28 protein-coding genes are annotated in these 17,706 nt (G+C 41.0%); all 28 read right to left on the bottom strand.

The window, feature by feature from the left end; all coding sequences use genetic code 11:
* Window positions 1-12: 12 nt before the first annotated feature.
* Entirely contained in the window at window positions 13-129 is a 117-nt protein-coding gene (gene rpmJ / locus AAHF87_RS07095) for a 50S ribosomal protein L36 (protein WP_339049872.1), read from the bottom strand.
* A gap of 39 nt (window positions 130-168) precedes the next feature.
* Window positions 169-1,524 (bottom strand): preprotein translocase subunit SecY, encoded by a 1,356-nt coding sequence (gene secY / locus AAHF87_RS07090; RefSeq protein ID WP_342147805.1) that lies wholly within the window; start codon window positions 1,522-1,524, stop codon window positions 169-171.
* A 4-nt stretch (window positions 1,525-1,528) separates the two neighbouring features.
* The gene (rplO, locus tag AAHF87_RS07085; RefSeq protein WP_342147804.1) at window positions 1,529-1,963 is read right to left on the bottom strand and encodes a 50S ribosomal protein L15; all 435 of its coding nucleotides are present in this window, start codon (window positions 1,961-1,963) and stop codon (window positions 1,529-1,531) included.
* 2 nt (window positions 1,964-1,965) lie between these two features.
* On the bottom strand, window positions 1,966-2,151 hold the full coding sequence (gene rpmD / locus AAHF87_RS07080) for a 50S ribosomal protein L30 (RefSeq protein ID WP_342147803.1): 186 nt from the start codon (window positions 2,149-2,151) through the stop codon (window positions 1,966-1,968).
* 15 nt (window positions 2,152-2,166) lie between these two features.
* Complete coding sequence (gene rpsE / locus AAHF87_RS07075; protein ID WP_342147802.1) at window positions 2,167-2,670, bottom strand: 30S ribosomal protein S5; 504 nt, start codon at window positions 2,668-2,670, stop codon at window positions 2,167-2,169.
* An 18-nt stretch (window positions 2,671-2,688) separates the two neighbouring features.
* Window positions 2,689-3,054, bottom strand: coding sequence for a 50S ribosomal protein L18 (gene rplR / locus AAHF87_RS07070; RefSeq protein WP_342147801.1), 366 nt, complete (start codon window positions 3,052-3,054; stop codon window positions 2,689-2,691).
* Window positions 3,055-3,069: 15 nt separating this feature from the next.
* On the bottom strand, window positions 3,070-3,600 hold the full coding sequence (gene rplF, locus AAHF87_RS07065) for a 50S ribosomal protein L6 (protein WP_342147800.1): 531 nt from the start codon (window positions 3,598-3,600) through the stop codon (window positions 3,070-3,072).
* Between the two features lie 20 nt (window positions 3,601-3,620).
* Window positions 3,621-4,016 carry a 30S ribosomal protein S8 gene (gene rpsH / locus AAHF87_RS07060; RefSeq protein WP_342147799.1) on the bottom strand — a complete coding sequence of 132 codons (396 nt, stop codon included), beginning with the start codon at window positions 4,014-4,016 and terminating at the stop codon, window positions 3,621-3,623.
* Window positions 4,017-4,026: 10 nt separating this feature from the next.
* Complete coding sequence (gene rpsN, locus AAHF87_RS07055) at window positions 4,027-4,332, bottom strand: 30S ribosomal protein S14 (RefSeq protein ID WP_342147797.1); 306 nt, start codon at window positions 4,330-4,332, stop codon at window positions 4,027-4,029.
* A 5-nt stretch (window positions 4,333-4,337) separates the two neighbouring features.
* Entirely contained in the window at window positions 4,338-4,880 is a 543-nt protein-coding gene (gene rplE, locus AAHF87_RS07050) for a 50S ribosomal protein L5 (RefSeq protein WP_342147796.1), read from the bottom strand.
* A 17-nt stretch (window positions 4,881-4,897) separates the two neighbouring features.
* Window positions 4,898-5,218 carry a 50S ribosomal protein L24 gene (gene rplX, locus AAHF87_RS07045; protein ID WP_342147795.1) on the bottom strand — a complete coding sequence of 107 codons (321 nt, stop codon included), beginning with the start codon at window positions 5,216-5,218 and terminating at the stop codon, window positions 4,898-4,900.
* A gap of 14 nt (window positions 5,219-5,232) precedes the next feature.
* Window positions 5,233-5,601 carry a 50S ribosomal protein L14 gene (gene rplN / locus AAHF87_RS07040; RefSeq protein ID WP_342147794.1) on the bottom strand — a complete coding sequence of 123 codons (369 nt, stop codon included), beginning with the start codon at window positions 5,599-5,601 and terminating at the stop codon, window positions 5,233-5,235.
* Window positions 5,602-5,613: 12 nt separating this feature from the next.
* Window positions 5,614-5,907: a 30S ribosomal protein S17 gene (gene rpsQ / locus AAHF87_RS07035; protein ID WP_342147793.1), complete on the bottom strand. Its 294-nt coding sequence runs from the start codon at window positions 5,905-5,907 to the stop codon at window positions 5,614-5,616.
* A complete protein-coding gene (gene rpmC / locus AAHF87_RS07030) occupies window positions 5,904-6,110 on the bottom strand; it encodes a 50S ribosomal protein L29 (RefSeq protein ID WP_342147792.1) in 207 nt (68 codons plus the stop codon). The genes rpsQ and rpmC overlap by 4 nt, the downstream gene beginning before the upstream one ends.
* Entirely contained in the window at window positions 6,110-6,523 is a 414-nt protein-coding gene (gene rplP, locus AAHF87_RS07025) for a 50S ribosomal protein L16 (RefSeq protein ID WP_342147791.1), read from the bottom strand. The genes rpmC and rplP overlap by 1 nt, the downstream gene beginning before the upstream one ends.
* A 36-nt stretch (window positions 6,524-6,559) precedes the next feature.
* Entirely contained in the window at window positions 6,560-7,333 is a 774-nt protein-coding gene (rpsC, locus tag AAHF87_RS07020; RefSeq protein ID WP_342147790.1) for a 30S ribosomal protein S3, read from the bottom strand.
* Between the two features lie 2 nt (window positions 7,334-7,335).
* Window positions 7,336-7,683, bottom strand: coding sequence for a 50S ribosomal protein L22 (rplV, locus tag AAHF87_RS07015; RefSeq protein WP_342147789.1), 348 nt, complete (start codon window positions 7,681-7,683; stop codon window positions 7,336-7,338).
* A 17-nt stretch (window positions 7,684-7,700) separates the two neighbouring features.
* Window positions 7,701-7,994, bottom strand: a complete 294-nt coding sequence (gene rpsS, locus AAHF87_RS07010) for a 30S ribosomal protein S19 (protein WP_339049897.1) — start codon at window positions 7,992-7,994, stop codon at window positions 7,701-7,703.
* A gap of 22 nt (window positions 7,995-8,016) precedes the next feature.
* Window positions 8,017-8,844 (bottom strand): 50S ribosomal protein L2, encoded by an 828-nt coding sequence (gene rplB / locus AAHF87_RS07005; RefSeq protein WP_342147788.1) that lies wholly within the window; start codon window positions 8,842-8,844, stop codon window positions 8,017-8,019.
* 15 nt (window positions 8,845-8,859) lie between these two features.
* Entirely contained in the window at window positions 8,860-9,174 is a 315-nt protein-coding gene (gene rplW / locus AAHF87_RS07000; protein WP_425287956.1) for a 50S ribosomal protein L23, read from the bottom strand.
* Window positions 9,171-9,788 carry a 50S ribosomal protein L4 gene (gene rplD / locus AAHF87_RS06995; RefSeq protein ID WP_425288006.1) on the bottom strand — a complete coding sequence of 206 codons (618 nt, stop codon included), beginning with the start codon at window positions 9,786-9,788 and terminating at the stop codon, window positions 9,171-9,173. The genes rplW and rplD overlap by 4 nt, the downstream gene beginning before the upstream one ends.
* A gap of 55 nt (window positions 9,789-9,843) precedes the next feature.
* Window positions 9,844-10,515 (bottom strand): 50S ribosomal protein L3, encoded by a 672-nt coding sequence (gene rplC, locus AAHF87_RS06990; protein WP_342147787.1) that lies wholly within the window; start codon window positions 10,513-10,515, stop codon window positions 9,844-9,846.
* A gap of 38 nt (window positions 10,516-10,553) precedes the next feature.
* The gene (rpsJ, locus tag AAHF87_RS06985; RefSeq protein ID WP_342147786.1) at window positions 10,554-10,907 is read right to left on the bottom strand and encodes a 30S ribosomal protein S10; all 354 of its coding nucleotides are present in this window, start codon (window positions 10,905-10,907) and stop codon (window positions 10,554-10,556) included.
* A gap of 19 nt (window positions 10,908-10,926) precedes the next feature.
* On the bottom strand, window positions 10,927-12,129 hold the full coding sequence (tuf, locus tag AAHF87_RS06980) for an elongation factor Tu (RefSeq protein WP_342147784.1): 1,203 nt from the start codon (window positions 12,127-12,129) through the stop codon (window positions 10,927-10,929).
* A gap of 24 nt (window positions 12,130-12,153) precedes the next feature.
* Window positions 12,154-14,268 (bottom strand): elongation factor G, encoded by a 2,115-nt coding sequence (gene fusA / locus AAHF87_RS06975; RefSeq protein WP_342147783.1) that lies wholly within the window; start codon window positions 14,266-14,268, stop codon window positions 12,154-12,156.
* A 27-nt stretch (window positions 14,269-14,295) separates the two neighbouring features.
* Window positions 14,296-14,844, bottom strand: a complete 549-nt coding sequence (rpsG, locus tag AAHF87_RS06970) for a 30S ribosomal protein S7 (RefSeq protein WP_342147782.1) — start codon at window positions 14,842-14,844, stop codon at window positions 14,296-14,298.
* Window positions 14,845-14,867: 23 nt separating this feature from the next.
* Entirely contained in the window at window positions 14,868-15,245 is a 378-nt protein-coding gene (gene rpsL, locus AAHF87_RS06965) for a 30S ribosomal protein S12 (RefSeq protein WP_071662579.1), read from the bottom strand.
* A gap of 330 nt (window positions 15,246-15,575) precedes the next feature.
* Entirely contained in the window at window positions 15,576-17,621 is a 2,046-nt protein-coding gene (locus AAHF87_RS06960) for a hypothetical protein (RefSeq protein WP_342147781.1), read from the bottom strand.
* Window positions 17,622-17,706 lie beyond the last annotated feature (85 nt).

Genomic DNA, 17,706 nt, shown 5'->3' with positions numbered 1-17,706 from the left:
AACAAGCCAATACTAGCCCTGGCGCTGCTTATGGCGCGCTTCAGCCGAACAAATAACGCGTAATTTACCTTTACGCTTGATAACCTTACAGTTTCGGCAAATTTTTTTAATCGACGCTCTAACTTTCATAATAACCTCTAAAGATGAAGCTTATATTCCTTCAGCCAACTAATAGGCACTGCCTGGTCCGCCAGACAAACCCTTCAAATTGGCCTTTTTAAGTAGTGATTCATATTGATGCGACATCAATAAGGATTGAACCTGGACCATAAAGTCCATAATGACCACTACAATAATTAATAGGGAGGTGCCCCCAAAGTAAAAAGGGACATGCCAAGTAAATATCATAAACTCAGGTAATAAAGCAACCAAAACCAGATATATACAGCCAATTAAAGTAAGTCTAGTCATCGTTGTATCAATGTACTTCGCGCTTTGCTCGCCCGGTCTAATACCAGGAATAAATGCCCCAGATTTCTTTAAATTGTCCGCCGTTTCTCTAGGATTAAAAACCAACGCCGTATAAAAAAAAGAAAAAAATATGATTGCAGCAGCGAATAACAAAATATATAGGGGTTGTCCCGGCGCTAACCAAAAACTAAGCTTCCCTAACCAACCTAAGCCTTTCACGTTAGCAAACCAATTCGCAAAGGTTCCGGGCAACAACATGATGCTAGAAGCAAATATCGGTGGAATAACTCCTGCCATGTTGATCTTTAAAGGCAAATGACTGGTTTGTGCACTATAAATTTTTCGACCTTGCTGACGTTGTGGATAATTAACCGTGATACGACGTTGTCCTCGCTCCATAAATACAACAAATGCCGTCACCAAAACAATAACCGCCAAAATACAGAGTAAGGTTAAAAACTGTACCTGCCCCTGTCTAAACTGCTCCAAGGATTTAGCCATCGCCACCGGCAGTCCTGACACAATTCCCGAAAAAATTATCAAAGAAATACCGTTACCGATACCGTGCTCGGTAATTTGCTCACCTAACCACATCAAAAACATCGTACCGGTAACCAACGTAACCGTCGCAACAAAATAAAAGAAAAAGCTAGGATTTAGAACAACTTGATTGCCTACCAACCATTTTGCCATGCCCACGGCTTGTATTAATGCCAGCAACGCGGTTCCATAACGCGTATACTGGTTAAGTTTACGACGCCCTGCCTCACCCTCTTTCTTAAGTTCCTCTAATGCTGGCGTTACGGCTGTTAAAAGCTGCACGATAATTGAAACAGAAATATAAGGTAAAAGGCCTAAAGCAAAAACCGTAAATCGGGAAAGAGCACCTCCCGAAAACATGTTAAACAAACCTAAAATGCTATTGCTTTGATGACTAAATAAATCTGCTAAGCGATGTGGGTCCAAACCCGGCACCGGAATGTGAGCGCCAATACGATATATAACCAATGCTAATAAGACAAATAGTAAACGTCTTTTAAGTTCGCTAAAACCGCTATTAGGAGCTCGCGCTTTTGCAGAAGCTGCAGCTGCTAGATGGCTAATTTTATCCATCTATTTAAGCCTCTACACTGCCACCGGCTGCTTTAATTAAGGCCTCAGCTCCTTTAGTTAACTTTATACCTTTTACAGTCACTGATTTTTCAAGTTTACCTGTTGCAATGAATTTAACTTCTTTTGTCAGAGCAGGAATCAATCGACAATCTTTTAGTACTTGTATGTCAACGACCTCAGCCTTAATCTTATTTAAGGCATCAATACGTAGCACTTGTAATGGTAATGATTTAAGGGCGGTAAATCCGAACTTAGGCAAACGACGTTGTAATGGCGTTTGTCCACCTTCAAAACCCAGTTTATGAAAGCCGCCCGCACGTGCGCGCTGGCCTTTATGACCACGCCCACAAGTTTTCCCCAAACCAGAACCTATTCCTCTCCCTACGCGCTTTGCAGTAGGCTTTGAGCCCGGAGCAGGCTTCAATGTATTAAGATACATGGTTAAATTTCCTCTACTTTAAGTAAGTAAGATACTTGATCGATCATTCCACGCATAGGCAAGTTATCTTTTACTTCAACGATCTGATTTAATCGCTTTAAACCCAACGAAAGTACTGTCGCAGTATGATGCGGCAACCGACCGGAAATACTTCGGAGGAGAGTCAAGCGCAATTTTTTTTCTGACATATTTACTTACCTTAATTATTCGTAAATTTCTTTAATCGATTTTCCACGTTTATCCGCAATCATTTCAGGTGTAGACATGCTCGACAACGCTTTTAAAGTGGCACGTACGACATTGATTCGATTTGAGGATCCAATAATTTTTGCTATGACATTTTTAATGCCCAATACTTCAAAGATAGCACGCATAGGACCACCGGCAATAATACCTGTTCCTTCAACGGCAGGAAGTATAATAACTTTAGTTGCCCCGTGACGACCCACCAACGGGTGGAATAGCGTGTGATTATTCAGTTCGATATAAAGCATGTCTCGTCGTGCTTTTTCTAGTGCTTTTTGCATAGCAACAGACACTTCTCTCGCCGGACGTTTGCTAAAGCCAATACGTCCTTTACCATCGCCTACTACAACTCCCGCTGCAAAACTAAAAATACGCCCGCCTTTGACGACTTTAGCGTGACGATTAACTGCAATTAACTTTTCTTGTAAACCATCACTTTTCGTTGATTGATCAAAACTCATCGATGAATAACCTTTTAATTAAAAGGGCAATCCGGCTTCCCGGGCTGCCTCTGCCAATGCCTTGATACAACCATGATACCTAAAACCTGAACGATCAAAAGCCACTTGATTTATTCCAGCGGCTAATGCTCGTTTTGCTATAAAATCACCGATCACTGCCGCTGACTTAATATTATTTCCAGTCGTAGTACCTAAGGTCTTGATTTCTTTATCTAGCGTAGAAGCACTTGCTAATACTTTGTCTCCTCCATCCGAAGAAACAATAATTTGCGCATAAATATGCTTAGTGGTACGTCCGACACAAAGGCGCGGAACACCTAGTTGGCGTATCTTAGCACGTGTCTTGGTTGCCCTACGTTTTCGCTTTAACTTCTTGTCTAACATGCCTACCTCTAGTCGCTATTTTTTCTTGGTTTCTTTCAATTTAATGCGTTCATTCGCATAACGAACACCTTTACCTTTATAAGATTCAGGTGGGCGATACTGACGTATTTCTGCCGCAACCTGTCCTACTAATTGCTTATTAAATCCCTGTATGACTATTTCAGTCGGTGTCGGGGTTGTTATAGTAATTCCATCCGGAATCTCATAATCTCTAGGGTGTGAAAATCCTAATGTAAGGTTAATTTTATTGCCCTGTACATTGGCTCGATAACCTACACCAACGAGTTGTAAAACTTTTTTAAAGCCATCAACCACACCTACAATCGCATTAGCAATATTGGCACGTGTAGTCCCGGCTAAAGCATCGGCCATAGTAGTCTCATCGATAGGGCTAACTTGTAAAGATTTATCTTTAATCTCTATGTTAACCTGCTTAGCCAGCTTTAAATTTAATACGCCCTTGCTGCCTTTAACAACTAAGGTTTCACCGTCCAGCGTGACTTGTGCATCGCCGAAATTTATTGGATTTTTTGCAACTCTTGACATACCAACCTTTATCTTAACGTTTATTCAACGATAGCAATTACTTCGCCGCCTTGACCTAAAGCTCGAGCCGCCCTATCTGTCATCAACCCTTTGGGAGTGGAAATAATAGCGACCCCTAAACCAGCTACCACTTTAGGTAACTCAGTCGCTGAGCGATATATCCGCAAACCCGGACGACTTACACGCTTTAATGCAGCAATAACGGGTTTATCTAAATAATATTTTAAAAATATTGTGAGCGAGGATCTGAATCCTTTTTCTTCACATTGAAAATCAGTAATATAGCCTTCTTCTTTTAACAATTTAGCAATAGCTAATTTTATTTTTGACGAAGGCATCGATACCGTTGGCTTTTCAATAGCTTGGGCATTTTTTATTCGGCAGAGCATATCTGCGATAGGATCTTGCATACTCATATTTTTTACCTTACCAGCTTGATTTGACTAATCCTGGGAGCTCACCTTTCATAGCATAAAGCCGCAGCATATTTCGAGACAATCCAAAGTGCCGATAAACACCTCGTGGTCGCCCTGTTAAACGACAACGATTGCGTAATCGCACTGGAGAAGAATCACGCGGCATTAATTGGATTTTCTGTTGCGCCAACCATTTATCTTCATCAGATGCAGTTGTACTGTAAATGATTTCTTTTAACTCAGCACGTTTTACCGCATATTTTTTAACGATAAGTTCGCGCTTTTTCTGGCGCATAATTACACTTTTCTTTGCCATAAATATTAATTCTCTTTAAACGGAAACTCAAATGCTGCTAATAAAGCTCGGCCTTCCTGATCTGTTTTTGCAGTGGTAGTAATAGTGATATCCATACCTCTTAAAGCATCAATAGTATCGTATTTAATTTCAGGAAAAACGATTTGCTCGCGGATTCCTAAACTATAATTCCCACGGCCATCAAATGATCGAGGACTAAATCCACGAAAATCTCGAATCCGCGGTATCGCTACACTGATTAAACGATCTAAAAATTCGTACATACGAGTCTTTCGCAGCGTTACTTTACAGCCAATAGGCCAATCTTCACGAATTTTAAAACCCGCATTAGATTTTTTAGCTTTAGTAATAATCGGTTTTTGTGCAGCGATTAACGTCATATCTGACGCGGCTGCATCAATAACCTTCTTATTTGCTGCGGCTTCACCCACACCCATATTGAGTGTAATTTTAGTAATACGTGGAACTTCCATGATACTACCATAAGCAAATTCTTGCTTAAGTTTAGCCATAACCGTATTTAAATAATGCTCTTTTAACCTTGCCATCAAATCTCACCTAATTATTAGATATCAACCAGCTCACCGTTAGATTTAAAGATGCGCACCATCTTTCCATCTTCCAGCTTTTTTATTCCCACTTTATCGCCTTTTTTCGTCACTGGATTATACACAGCCAGATTCGTCAAATTAATTGCGGCTTCTTGTGTGACTATTCCCCCAGCAACATTTTTTTGCGGGTTGGGTTTCACATGTTTTTTTATTAAGTTAATGCCTTCTACGCGCGCACGATTCTTAGTCACGCTAATATTTAGTACTTTTCCTTGTTTACCCTTGTCTTTTCCGGTTAAGGCGATGACGGTATCACCTTTTCTAATTTTACGCATATTTTGGTCTACCTTTATAATACTTCAGATGCCAATGAGATAATTTTCATAAAGCGTTCGGTACGTAATTCTCTAGGAACAGGACCAAATACACGTGTGCCTAATGGTTGTAATTGCGCAGTCAATAAAATAACGGCGTTACTATCAAAACGTATCACGCTACCATCCCCTCTACGTACGCGTTTTTTAGTACGCACAACGACAGCATGCCAAACTTCACCTTTTTTAACTTTACCGCGCGGAACAGCTTCCTTGACGCTGACTCTAATAACATCTCCCACTCCGGCGTAGCGTCGTTTTGATCCGCCTAATACCTTAATACACATCACACTACGAGCGCCGCTATTGTCTGCTACAGCAAGTACCGATTGCATTTGTATCATAAAAAACTTCCCCTATCCCGTCGTTTCTTCTGGAACGGGTTGCTGATTTATCGATTTTACTACCACTTGCACGAGCGTCCAGGCTTTACGTTTGGAAATTGGACGTCCTTCCTGAATAATAACGGTATCACCTATTTGACACTGATTTTCAGCATCATGCGCAAAGATTTTACTGCTACGCTTTAAGTATTTTCCATACTTAGGATGTTTCACTTTACGTTCTATACAAACGTTGATGGTTTTATCCATCTTATTACTAATAACTCGCCCCTTTAAGGTACGGTTGACTTTACTTGCTTGGCTCATACTTTGTGGCCTATATTTTCGTGTAAAATAGTTAATGATGTTGCTAACAAACGTCTAACTGCTTTCAATCTATGTGTTGCAGTTAGTTGATGTGTCGCATGTTGCGCTTCTAATTTAAACTTCTCCTGTCCTAACTTAAAGCTTTCTTCCCTAAGTGCTTCTAGTGATAATTTACGTAATTCAGTTTTCTCTTTTTTATTCATTAAATCACCGTCCGCGTTACAAAGTTAGTAGTCATAGGCAATTTTGCTGCTGCCAATTTTAAAGCTACTTTAGCCATTTCAGCAGATATACCTTCCATTTCAAATAAAACGCGCCCCGGCTGTATGACCGCTACCCAATATTCAACGCTACCCTTACCTTTTCCTTGACGGACTTCTAAAGGTTTTTTAGTAATCGGTTTATCAGGAAATATTCGAATCCAAACTTTTCCACCGCGTTTTATGTGTCGCGTTAAAGCACGACGCGCTGCTTCAATTTGTCTCGAAGTTATAAAGCCTGCAGCAGTTGCTTTCAAGCCATATTGTCCAAAACTAACTTCTGTACCTCGTGTAGCAATACCGCGATTACGCCCTTTAAATTGCTTACGATATTTTGTTCGCTTGGGTTGCAACATAATCTTTTCCCAAATTACCTATTCTTCACTATTATTTTAACGCGTGGCTTCATCAACAATTTCTTTATTCGCAGCATGTTTAGGCGCAGGTTGACGTCTGCGACTATAATGCTTTTGATTTCTATCATCAAGAAATTGTGTCTTAGCTTCTGTAGTTTCTAAACTCGAAATTTTTGAGCGATCAAAAACTTCACCCTTATAAATCCAAACCTTGACGCCTAATTTTCCATAGGTTGTTTGTGCTTCCGCTAAACTGTAATCGATGTCTGCCCGGAAAGTATGTAATGGAACGCTTCCTTCTTGATAACGTTCACTGCGTGCAATTTCAGCTCCACCTAAACGTCCGGAAACATTAATTTTAATTCCAAGCGCGCCTAAGCGTAACGCAGTTTGTACAGCACGTTTCATCGCTCGACGAAACATAACACGACGCTCTAATTGTTGCGCAATATTTTCTGCCACTAATTTAGCGTCCAATTCAGGTTTCTTTACTTCCACCACGGAAAGTCGAACCGGCACTAGCATTATTTTTTCTAATTGTTCCCTTAAACGATCAATGTATTCACCCTTTTTACCTATTACTATGCCGGGTTTGGCAACGGAAATAGTTATCTTTGATTTTTTTGCCGCTCGTTCTATTTGTATGGATGAAACTCCAGCTTGTAATAGCGCTTTTTCTATCAGTTTACGAGCACATAAATCACTGTAAAGATTATCCGCATACTCATGAGACTTTTTTGCATACCATCTCGCTGTCGATGTTCGGGTTATACCTAAACGCATTCCAACAGGATTAACCTTATGGCCCATAATTAGTTTTTCTCCCCATTAGCATCTGACACTTTTACTGTAATGTGACAAGTTGGTTTTAATATGCGATTACTCCGGCCCTTAGCTCTAGCATGCATACGCTTTAAAGTAGGACCTTGGTCTACAAAAATAGTCGATACTTTAAGGGTATCGATATCCGCTCCAGCATTATGTTCGGCATTCGCTACGGCTGATTCCAAAACTTTTTTTATAGCCTTAGCATTTTTTTTGACACTCATAGTCAAAACTTGCAGTGCCTTTTCCACGGTTAAACCGCGTACTTGATCCGCCACTAATCGACACTTTTGTGGTGACAACCGTGCGTATTTTAAATGTGCTGCAACTTCCACTTTCTATACCTCATTAACTATTTTTTTTCATCTGCGCCTTTGGCTTTCTTATCAGCGGCCCTGTGGCTACGAAAAGTTCGCGTAATAGAGAACTCTCCTAATTTGTGACCTATCATATTTTCTGTAATATATATAGGAACAAAATCACGACCATTATGAACCGCTATAGTCAAACCTATCATTTCAGGCAAAATCATAGAGCTACGTGACCATGTTTTAATAGGCCGCTTAACACTTGCAGCCTGAGCTGCCTGTACTTTTTTCGTTAAATGTCCCTGTATATATGGACCTTTTTTTACTGAGCGTGGCACTAGATCACCTCATCAAATTAAATTATTTCTTTTTACGCCGTTGCACAATCATTTTTGCATTGCGCTTATTTCGGCGAGTCTTATATCCCTTGGTTGGAAGACCCCAAGGGCTCACAGGATGTCGTCCACCTGAAGTTTTACCTTCACCACCACCATGCGGGTGATCAACCGGGTTCATCGCCACACCTCTAACGGTGGGCCGAATCCCACGCCAACGTGATGCGCCTGCCTTTCCTAAAGAACGCAGATTATGATCATTATTGCTGACAACACCTATGCTCGCCTTACATTCGACAGGTACTTTTCGTAGCTCACCCGAGCGCAGCCGTATAGTAGCATAATCTCCTTCGCGCGCAATGAGCTGTACATATGCACCAGCGCTACGTGCCAACTGAGCGCCTTTTCCAGGCTTAAGCTCGATGGCATGCAATACCGTTCCAACCGGAATATTGCGTAAAGGCAATGAGTTACCCGGCCGTATCAAAGCCTCAGCTCCTGCTGTTACTTGCATCCCTACCTTAAGGTCATTCGGCGCCAAAATGTAACGTCGCTCACCATCCGGATACAATATTAAAGCAATGTGTGCTGTACGATTTGGGTCGTATTCTATACGTTCAGCACGGCCCGCTATTCCTTCTTTGTCTCGCTTAAAGTCTATCAATCGATATTGCTGTTTATGACCGCCACCTTGATGACGCGTGGTAATCCTTCCTTGATTATTACGCCCACCTTTTTTAGGCTTAGGAGCCAATAAACTACTATGTGGCTTACCTTTATGTAGACCTACTTTGGAGATCTCAACGACAAAGCGACGACCTGGTGAGGTAGGATTTGCTTTTTTACTAGGCATAAAACTTATTTCTCTCTATTTTGTTCCGGTAAAATCAATGTCGTAACCATCTTTTAAGCTTACATATGCTTTTTTCCAACCCTTTAACTGACCTTCAACTTGTTTAAAGCGTCGACCTTTAGCTTTCACATTCAAAAGTTGCACGGCATTTACTTTTACATTAAACAGAGATTCTACTGCTTGTTTGATTTCTGACTTATTTGCATTCTTTAATACTTTAAAAACAAACTGTCGATGCTTATCCGCGAGCATCGTAGACTTTTCTGATAAATGCGGCCGTTGAATAATCTTAAACCGGCGCAACTGCTGAGTTAGGGCAATATTCATCATGCTAAGAGTTCCTCAATTTGTTTTAAAGCAGGCGCCGTAATTAATATTTTTTCATAATTAATTAAGTTAACTGGATTGATAGCTTCCACGTCAGTTAACTCTACTTTATGTAAATTTCTTGCCGCTAAATAAATATTTTCATTAATTTCTTCAAGTACGATAAGTACTTTTTGATCAATATTAAGTTCTTGAAGCTTAGCCACGAAATCCCGTGTTTTGGCTTTTTCAAGCTCAAACGCTTCCAAAACTATAAATCGACCTTGTCGTAATAATTCTGAACAAATGGATCGCATCGCTGCGCGATACATTTTTTTATTTACTTTCTGCGAAAAATCTTGCGTGCTTGATGCAAAAGTAACTCCACCACTACGCCACAGCGGGCTACGGATAGTTCCAGCTCTTGCACGACCCATGCCTTTTTGTTTCCAAGGTTTCTTTCCACCACCACTCACAGCAGCGCGGTTCTTCTGCGCGCGCGTACCTTGCCGTCCTCCTGCCAAATAAGCCGTGACAACTTGATGAACTAAAGGCTCATTAAAACGACAACCGAAAACAGCTTCTGACAACTGCAGTTCTTGATTTGCGCCATTCTTTGTAACTAAAGCCACTTGCATAACACCATTCCAAAAATTTATATTTCAATATTTTAAATCAATCTTTACTAGGGGATCAGCCTTTATTTCGTTTATTCTTTTTTCTTACCGCGGGTTTAATAATAACGTGCCCACCTGGCGCTCCTGGTACCGCCCCTTTTATGTGCAGTAAATGCCGTTCAGGATCGACCTTAACTACTTCTAAAGATTGAATGGTGCAACGATGATTCCCTAACTGCCCACACATTTTCTTACCTTTAAACACACGGCCTGGCGATTGACGCTGACCTATAGAACCCGGTGCGCGATGCGAAAGCGAATTACCATGCGTAGCATCTTGCGTAGCGAAATGATATCGCTTAATAACACCTGCAAATCCCTTACCCTTATTAGTACCTGTCACGTCAACGCATGTGCCCAGTTTAAATAACTGATCAACGGTAATTTCCTTTCCTAATGATAAGTCCTTAATAAATTCACTATCTTCGTCATTTAACTGAAATTCCCAAAGACCTTTCCCAGGCTCAACATTAGCCTTAGCAAAATGACCCGCTTCGGCTTTACTTAACCGTGAAGAAGATTTTTTATCTGTGGTTACCTGAACAGACTCATATCCATCGCGTTCTTTAGTTTTAATTTGAACTACACGATTAGGTAGTATTTCAATGAGCGTGACAGGTATTGCCGAACCGTTTTCAGCATATATCTGCGTCATACCACATTTTCGACCTATTAAACCCATTGTCATAAAAAAAAACCTTCACTGAATTAGCATTTTTAAGGAAATTACTTATCTTTCTTATCGCTCTTATCTTTTTTGTCACTCATTTTTACCTGAATATCAACATTAGAAGGTAAAGCCGCAAGATCTCTACTAATAGCATCGACCGTTTTATCAGTTGAAGCATAAACATCAATTAAGCGTTTATAAGTACGTATCTCATACTGATCTCGAGCATCTTTATCAACATGTGGCGATGTGTTAATCGTGCACTTCTTTTTGTGTATCGGCAAAGGAATCGCAGAGATAATAGCTCCTGTTCGTTTTAATGAGCTCACAATCTCTTTCGTTGTTGCATCGATTAAGCGATGATCAAACGCAAGTAGTACTATACGAAAATCTGGGACTTTTAAAGACATAATTATTTCCTACTGACCATTAGGCCTTTTTACCTTTTTTAACAAGATTAGAAACAACACCAGATCCTACGGTCTTACCACCTTCACGAATTGCGAAACGTAAACCTTTCTCCATAGCAACACCATACTCATTCATCAACGTCACTGTAATTTTAACGTTATCTCCTGGCATAACCATTTCCGATCCTTCAGGAAGTTTAATCGTTCCGGTTACATCGGTGGTTCGAAAATAAAACTGTGGTTTATAATTATTCATGAACGCAGTATGACGACCACCTTCTTCCTTGGTCAGCACATAAATTTCTGCTTCAAATTCTGTCCAAGCTTCTACAGTACCCGGCTTCGCCAATACTTGGCCGCGTTCCACATCTTCACGCTTTAATCCTCGGATTAACGCACCAATGTTATCGCCTGCTTCACCTTGATCCAGTAACTTACGGAACATTTCCACGCCAGTCACAGCAGTATCTTGTACAGCTCTTAAGCCCACCACTTGCACAGCATCACCTACTTTAACAATTCCACGTTCTACACGGCCGGTTACTACCGTTCCACGACCTGAAATGGTAAATACATCTTCGATAGGCATTAAGAAAGGCTTATCCGTATCACGAACGGGTTCTGGAAAATAGTCATCCATCGCCTTAACCAACGCATAAACACCGCCGCCTTCACAATCACCTTCTAGCGCTTTCTTAGCCGATCCACGGATAACAGGAATATCGTCGCCAGGAAATTCATACTTAGAAAGCAATTCTCTGATTTCCATTTCTACTAAGTCTAATAACTCGGCGTCATCTACCATGTCACATTTATTCATAAATACAACGATATTAGGCACGCCTACTTGTCGCGCTAATAAGATGTGTTCACGTGTTTGTGGCATAGGACCGTCTGCCGCACTCACTACAAGTATTGCACCGTCCATCTGCGCAGCACCGGTAATCATGTTTTTCACATAATCGGCATGGCCTGGACAGTCAACGTGCGCATAGTGACGTTTATCGCTTTCATACTCTACGTGCGAAGTCGAAATAGTGATACCACGCGCCTTTTCTTCAGGTGCTTTATCAATTTTATCAAATGCTATCGCTTCACCACCAAACTTATCAGCCATACATTTAGTAATTGCTGCAGTCAATGTTGTCTTACCATGATCAACGTGGCCTATAGTTCCCACGTTTAAGTGGGGCTTATTTCGTACAAACTTTCCAGTGGCCATAATTTTTACCTCAATAACTATTAATTATTTACTATCATCTTTTTTACGAATAATACCATCCGCAACATTAGCGGGAGCTTCGTTATATTTACCAAACTCCATCGTATAGGTTGCACGTCCTTGAGTCGCTGAACGTAAGTCTGTGGCATAACCAAACATTTCAGAAAGCGGAACTTCAGCGCGTATCATTTTTCCACCACCCGCAGGCAAATCTTCCATGCCTTGCAAAATTCCACGCCGGCGATTCAGATCACCCATGACATCACCCATGTATTCTTCAGGGGTCACCACTTCGACCTTCATAATCGGCTCTAATAACACGGGTGACGCTTTGCGTGCACCTTCTTTAAACGCCATGGAGCCGGCAATTTTGAAAGCCATTTCGCTGGAATCAACATCATGATAAGTCCCATCGAAAAGGGTTACTTTCACATCGACGACTGGATAACCGGCTATCACACCATTTTCTAATTGCTCTTTTATTCCTTTATCCACGGCTGGAATATATTCTCTAGGAATAGCACCACCGACAATAGCATTTTCAAATTCGTAACCTTTACCTGCTTCTAATGGTTCTAGCTTTATCCATACATGACCATATTGGCCGCGACCACCACTTTGACGAACAAACTTTCCTTCTTGTTCTACGGCTTTACGTATGGTTTCTCGATAAGCGACCTGTGGCTTACCGACATTCGCTTCGACACTAAATTCTCGTTTCATGCGGTCCACAATAATTTCTAAATGCAGTTCTCCCATACCAGAAATAATGGTTTGACCTGATTCTTCATCAACCCGCACTCGAAAAGAAGGATCTTCTTGCGCTAACTTACTCAACGCAATAGACATTTTCTCTTGGTCGGCCTTGGTTTTAGGCTCTACCGCTACAGAGATAACCGGCTCAGGAAACTCCATGCGCTCTAACGTAATAATGTTATTGGGATCTGACAATGTATCACCGGTCGTGGTGTACTTCAGACCAACAGCGGCAGCAATATCGCCCGCTCTGACTTCTTTTATTTCTTCCCGCGTATTAGCGTGCATTTGCACGATACGCCCTATACGCTCTTTTTTACTTTTAACTGGGTTGTAAACACTGTCGCCGCTCTTTACGACACCCGAGTAGACTCGAAAATATACCAACGAACCAACAAAGGGATCGGTTGCTATCTTAAATGCCAGCGCCGCAAAAGGTGCGTTATCAACCGGCGGTCTTTCAGCGACGGTCTGATTAGCATCATCGAGCACACCTTTAATGGCCGCAACATCATTAGGAGCCGGTAAATACTCAATAACGGCATCCAACATCGCTTGCACACCCTTATTCTTAAAGGCGGAACCACACAGTACCGGAACAATCTTGTTGTCTAAAGTCAACACACGAATGGCGTGCTTGAGCTCATCGGTAGTAAATTTTTCACCATTGAGATAGCGCTCTGTCATTTCTTCAGTAGCTTCAGCAACTGTCTCAATCAGCTTTTCATGCCAAGTTTCACACTCAGCTTTGAGGCCTTCAGGGATATCTCGATATTCAAACCGCATGCCTTGCGTACTTTCGTCCCAGTAAATAGCCTTCATTTGCACTAAATCAACGACGCCCTCAAAATTTTCTTCTGCGCCTATCGGAATATGAATAGGGATCGGACGCCCACCTAAGCGCTTAGCTATTTGCTCAACGACGCGTAAGAAATTTGCACCTGCTCTATCCATCTTATTCACAAAGGCAAGCCGCGGCACCTGATATTTATTTGCTTGGCGCCATACCGTTTCTGATTGTGGCTCAACACCACTGACCGCACAAAAAACGACACAAGCACCATCCAGCACACGCAATGAGCGTTCTACTTCAATAGTAAAATCAACGTGTCCAGGCGTATCAATAATATTAATACGATGCTGAGGAAATTGATGGGCCATACCATCCCAAAAACAGGTGGTCGCAGCGGAGGTAATCGTAATACCTCGCTCTTGCTCTTGAGCCATCCAATCCATAATGGCGGTTCCTTCATGGACCTCACCCAGCTTATGGGATACCCCAGTATAAAATAATATACGCTCTGTTGTTGTTGTCTTCCCCGCATCGATATGGGCAATAATACCGATATTTCGATAGCGTTCTATGGGCGTTTGTCGATCCACACTCAGTACCTTTTAAATTTTTTAAAATCAGCCGAACCGGAAATGAGCAAAAGCTTGGTTAGCTTTAGCCATACGGTGCGTATCTTCTCGTTTTTTCACTGCGATGCCTTTATTGTCATAAGCATCCAAAATCTCTGCCGACAGGCGTTGTGCCATGGTCTTTTCGCTACGTTGGCTTGCTGCCACCTTAAGCCAGCGCATGGCTAAGGCTGTACGCCGCGATGGGCGTACTTCAACTGGAATCTGATAGGTCGAGCCACCCACACGTCTTGCTCTTACCTCAACGTTCGGTCGGATATTATCTAAAGCCTGGTCAAAAATATCGAGTAATGCATCTGCATCGAAGCCTTGCTTTCCACTACTGCCTTCCCCGCCCGCTTCTTCATCTCTGTCTACTTTTTTAGACTTATCTCTTAATCGGGCATCTAAGCGTTCTAAAGCGCCATAAACGATTTTTTCGGCAACAGCTTTTTTCCCATTTTTCATCACTGAGTTAATGAATTTACTCAATAACTCACTTTTAAACTTAGGATCAGGGAGAATAACCCTTTTAGCAGCAACACGTCTTCTTGGCATAACTCAATTCCTAGCTATTTAATTTATTTATCTTTAGGCCTTTTAGCACCATATTTAGAACGCCCTTGTTTTCGGCCCGATACACCTGAGGTATCTAAAGCACCACGAACCACGTGATAGCGAACACCAGGTAAGTCTTTTACCCGGCCGCCACGCATCAGAATAACCGAGTGCTCCTGGAGATTATGGCCTTCACCACCGATGTAAGTGGTTACTTCCATACCATTGGTTAAACGCACCCGCGCTACCTTCCGTAAAGCCGAATTTGGCTTTTTCGGTGTCACCGTATAAACACGTGTGCATACACCGCGTTTTTGCGGGCATTCACCTAACGCAGGCACCATAGATTTAGTGCGTCTTTGTACACGCGGCTTTCGTACTAACTGGTTAATTGTGGCCATGTAATCTCTTTACTCAAAAATGTGGCTTATAATTTAATCTGAATGCTTTCTTTTTTAGTGTAAATCACACTTTTAGCTGCGTTTATACTAAATTTTTTAGGCGTTACAGTAAGCTCAAAAAATACTTTCTTCATCGAACGAAGAGGGGCGAGATTGTAAAGAGACCGCTCTAAGATGTCAAGTGCCGGTATCAGCTTATTCACTTATTTTTTACTCTTTTTTTTGTATTTTTTTAAGCCTACACGATTGAAATTACCTCCTTGTTTAGCCTTCTTTTCTTATCTTAATGATCCGTTATTTTTAGCTTAACTCTCCTAGAAGGATCTAAATCTAAGAAGATCTGAAAATGTTCGTCATTGGGATCTCTATTTCTTGAATTAGCTCTTTTTCGGGTTTGAAAAAAAGTCTTTTTGTTAGATTTTTTAGAGAGAATAAAGGGACCCTTATTTTCCTTCCATCTGGATCAGATGGCTTATTTAAACGGGCAAAAAAGGTACTTGTGGTATTGGTCCATTTATCGATCTTGACATCTGCAGGTAAAATCATCCCCGGCTCAACAATACCCTTGGCTCCCGGAGCATTTTCTCCAGCCGCCTTTTGCTGGTGGCCTGAGTCGAACAGACTTTTAAGCAGCGAAATATAAGCGTCTCTAGCGCTTTGTCCATCCTTATGTCCAGGTAATTTTCCAGATTGCATGAAATACAACAGCGCGGCATCATAAGCTATTGAAGCTATTCCAGTCCGATCTTTACCACTTTTACAAGCTACCCATAGCGAACCCTGGATACAGTTCAAAATAATCGCTTCTGCACTACTTATCAGCAGCTGATTGTGACGCATATCCTCATCTATCAAACCACCTTGATTTATAGGTGTAGATAGCAACATATAAATTGCATGAAACAACAGTAAGATATTTGGCTGCAATTTCAATTTATGATGAATACCTAGCAAACTGTCTAAAGTTTCTATAAGATTTTGTTTATCATTTATTGAAACGGTTTTTTCCTCTTCACACTTACTGAGTGTCTTTAACAATTGATTGAAGGTAGGAAGTTGTTGGGTTAAATGAATCTTTTCACTATGCTCTTCAACCATTGGCATTAGAAATCGACCCACGACGCCTAACAAAAGCGCAGTATTATAATCGTTATTGCTAGTTTGCGGCGTATATACACCACCACGTCGCAAAATGTTTAGAGGATGATTAGTCGATAGCAAAGTAATTTTTAATGGTTCACTGTCTTTGTATTTAAATAATCCACGTTGTGCTTCTAGACCCCATTTGGCTAAAAAATCTTTATAGAAAATCGGTTGCTCCTCCGTATACTCGCTTAAAAACAGCGCTTTGAGTTGAACATGTTTTTCATTTATAGCTTCATTAGGGTGAGATAATGCGTATTGAAAGAGCTCAACGATCTCCTCCTTCATTTTGTATATCTCAGTGTCATTGTCACTAGGTCCAGAAATCTTACTTTTAAGATCAGCGACTGTTCCTGGTGATAGCAGTGATTGCGTTAAAATAACCGCTTCTCCCATTTGTTTTACGCCAGCCCGTTTAATTTGATCCTCCAAACTCAATCTAATCTGACTGGCCATATTCAAACAGGTTATGCGGTATCCTTCATCGTGAGCATCTTTATTATTCATCAAATCCACCGGCCGCTGAGTGGCATGCCGAAAATAAGCTAATCTTTCAACACCGTTAATAGTGCAAACGTGTTTTGATAAATTTGCTAGTCCGGGTACAGAACGTAATGAAGAAGGTATTGAGTTTTTTATTAGCGTGTTTCGATTCTTACCAATAAACTCTTGTTGCCAAAGTGACAACCACTGAAACCAGAATGGTGGAGTTTTGTTATCAATTTTTTTGTACTCCTCAGCCAAAGTCTCAACATCCTGGCAAGGAATTTCTTGCTGTGTTATTTTAAGTTGGCTACTTTTAACAGTCACACCAATTACTTCAAATTGACTGCTTTCACCCGCCGTCTCAAGAACTTTTCGTCCCTTTTCCCATACCGCATAACGTTCTGCCTCGCATAAGGATTGAAAAGAATCTTTTAATGGGATATTTGCTTGCACTAGTTGTGTATACTTACTGAGTAACTCACTTAAATTTTGATTCCCCTCTTCGTGAGAAATGATGTCATCCAGCTTCAACTCATATTTTTTTTCGTAAAATTCATCAATACAAACGATGGTACCTATATATTTATCTATCAATTGACTCTTTTCTTTATTATCATCAATTTTTTTAACTTTCAGGTTTTTTAAAGCGTCGACCATCAAAAGCATTCCTGCTTTAAAAGATTTTCCACGTAGTTTTAAATTTCCTTGAAGGTCGTGTATTTCCGCTACAGATAGTATCGTTGTCATGGAATTATTCTTTTTTTGCTAAAATCTAATATCAAAATAATTGATATATCTGCTGATTAAAGCAGATGATTATTAACAAAAAATG

The organism is Rickettsiella endosymbiont of Aleochara curtula, from assembly GCF_964030935.1.
GTDB lineage: Bacteria > Pseudomonadota > Gammaproteobacteria > Diplorickettsiales > Diplorickettsiaceae > Aquirickettsiella.
This window is presented reverse-complemented; position numbering and strand designations above follow the sequence as displayed.

Excerpts from the sequence above, each read along its gene's own strand:
- rpmJ (WP_339049872.1), bottom strand. The coding sequence starts at position 129 with ATGAAAGTTAGAGCGTCGATTAAAAAAATTTGCCGAAACTGTAAGGTT.
- secY (WP_342147805.1), bottom strand. The coding sequence starts at position 1,524 with ATGGATAAAATTAGCCATCTAGCAGCTGCAGCTTCTGCAAAAGCGCGA.
- rplO (WP_342147804.1), bottom strand. The coding sequence starts at position 1,963 with ATGTATCTTAATACATTGAAGCCTGCTCCGGGCTCAAAGCCTACTGCA.
- rpmD (WP_342147803.1), bottom strand. The coding sequence starts at position 2,151 with ATGTCAGAAAAAAAATTGCGCTTGACTCTCCTCCGAAGTATTTCCGGT.
- rpsE (WP_342147802.1), bottom strand. The coding sequence starts at position 2,670 with ATGAGTTTTGATCAATCAACGAAAAGTGATGGTTTACAAGAAAAGTTA.
- rplR (WP_342147801.1), bottom strand. The coding sequence starts at position 3,054 with ATGTTAGACAAGAAGTTAAAGCGAAAACGTAGGGCAACCAAGACACGT.
- rplF (WP_342147800.1), bottom strand. The coding sequence starts at position 3,600 with ATGTCAAGAGTTGCAAAAAATCCAATAAATTTCGGCGATGCACAAGTC.
- rpsH (WP_342147799.1), bottom strand. The coding sequence starts at position 4,016 with ATGAGTATGCAAGATCCTATCGCAGATATGCTCTGCCGAATAAAAAAT.
- rpsN (WP_342147797.1), bottom strand. The coding sequence starts at position 4,332 with ATGGCAAAGAAAAGTGTAATTATGCGCCAGAAAAAGCGCGAACTTATC.
- rplE (WP_342147796.1), bottom strand. The coding sequence starts at position 4,880 with ATGGCAAGGTTAAAAGAGCATTATTTAAATACGGTTATGGCTAAACTT.
- rplX (WP_342147795.1), bottom strand. The coding sequence starts at position 5,218 with ATGCGTAAAATTAGAAAAGGTGATACCGTCATCGCCTTAACCGGAAAA.
- rplN (WP_342147794.1), bottom strand. The coding sequence starts at position 5,601 with ATGATACAAATGCAATCGGTACTTGCTGTAGCAGACAATAGCGGCGCT.
- rpsQ (WP_342147793.1), bottom strand. The coding sequence starts at position 5,907 with ATGAGCCAAGCAAGTAAAGTCAACCGTACCTTAAAGGGGCGAGTTATT.
- rpmC (WP_342147792.1), bottom strand. The coding sequence starts at position 6,110 with ATGAATAAAAAAGAGAAAACTGAATTACGTAAATTATCACTAGAAGCA.
- rplP (WP_342147791.1), bottom strand. The coding sequence starts at position 6,523 with ATGTTGCAACCCAAGCGAACAAAATATCGTAAGCAATTTAAAGGGCGT.
- rpsC (WP_342147790.1), bottom strand. The coding sequence starts at position 7,333 with ATGGGCCATAAGGTTAATCCTGTTGGAATGCGTTTAGGTATAACCCGA.
- rplB (WP_342147788.1), bottom strand. The coding sequence starts at position 8,844 with ATGCCTAGTAAAAAAGCAAATCCTACCTCACCAGGTCGTCGCTTTGTC.
- rplW (WP_425287956.1), bottom strand. The coding sequence starts at position 9,174 with ATGATGAATATTGCCCTAACTCAGCAGTTGCGCCGGTTTAAGATTATT.
- rplD (WP_425288006.1), bottom strand. The coding sequence starts at position 9,788 with ATGCAAGTGGCTTTAGTTACAAAGAATGGCGCAAATCAAGAACTGCAG.
- rplC (WP_342147787.1), bottom strand. The coding sequence starts at position 10,515 with ATGACAATGGGTTTAATAGGTCGAAAATGTGGTATGACGCAGATATAT.
- rpsJ (WP_342147786.1), bottom strand. The coding sequence starts at position 10,907 with ATGTCTTTAAAAGTCCCAGATTTTCGTATAGTACTACTTGCGTTTGAT.
- tuf (WP_342147784.1), bottom strand. The coding sequence starts at position 12,129 with ATGGCCACTGGAAAGTTTGTACGAAATAAGCCCCACTTAAACGTGGGA.
- rpsG (WP_342147782.1), bottom strand. The coding sequence starts at position 14,844 with ATGCCAAGAAGACGTGTTGCTGCTAAAAGGGTTATTCTCCCTGATCCT.
- rpsL (WP_071662579.1), bottom strand. The coding sequence starts at position 15,245 with ATGGCCACAATTAACCAGTTAGTACGAAAGCCGCGTGTACAAAGACGC.
- AAHF87_RS06960 (WP_342147781.1), bottom strand. The coding sequence starts at position 17,621 with ATGACAACGATACTATCTGTAGCGGAAATACACGACCTTCAAGGAAAT.